This window comes from Pseudomonas sp. KB_15, assembly GCF_052114525.1.
In the GTDB taxonomy this organism is placed as follows: Bacteria; Pseudomonadota; Gammaproteobacteria; order Pseudomonadales; family Pseudomonadaceae; genus Aquipseudomonas.
This window is the reverse complement of record NZ_JBFREX010000355.1, coordinates 1-366: the sequence shown is the minus strand read 5'-3', so window position 1 is coordinate 366 and position 366 is coordinate 1. Positions and strand designations below refer to the sequence as shown.

Annotated in this window: 1 protein-coding gene; it reads left to right on the top strand. The window is 63.6% G+C overall.

Going from position 1 to position 366, the window contains the following annotated elements; all coding sequences use genetic code 11:
• Positions 1-297, top strand: a 297-nt coding sequence (locus AB4Z35_RS31265) for an NAD-binding protein (RefSeq protein WP_442101335.1), incomplete at its 5' end; no start/stop codon positions are given.
• Between the last annotated feature and the right edge of the window lie 69 nt (positions 298-366).

Sequence of the window (366 nt, the reverse complement as noted above, 5' to 3'; positions counted from 1 at the left end):
GTCTCGGGCAATGCGGCCGACCCGGCGGTGCTGATCCAGGCCCATATCGCCCACGCGGCGATGCTGGTGATTGYCGTGCCGGAGCCGCTCTACGTGCGCCAGATGGTGGAAACCGCCAAGACGCTCAATCCCAACGTGGAGATCGTGCTGCGCACGCATAGCGAGGACGAGTCCGCGCTGCTGCGCAAGGAAGGGCTCGGCACGGTGTTCTATGGCGAGGAGGAACTGGCCAAGGGCATGACCAGCCATGTACTGGGGCGCTTCGTGCCGCGCGGCGCGCATGAGGCCACGGCTTGAGTCGCGTCAGGATCGATTCACGATTACCTCAGGATTGATGCGATTGGCGGAAATCCGATTTCCATAGCC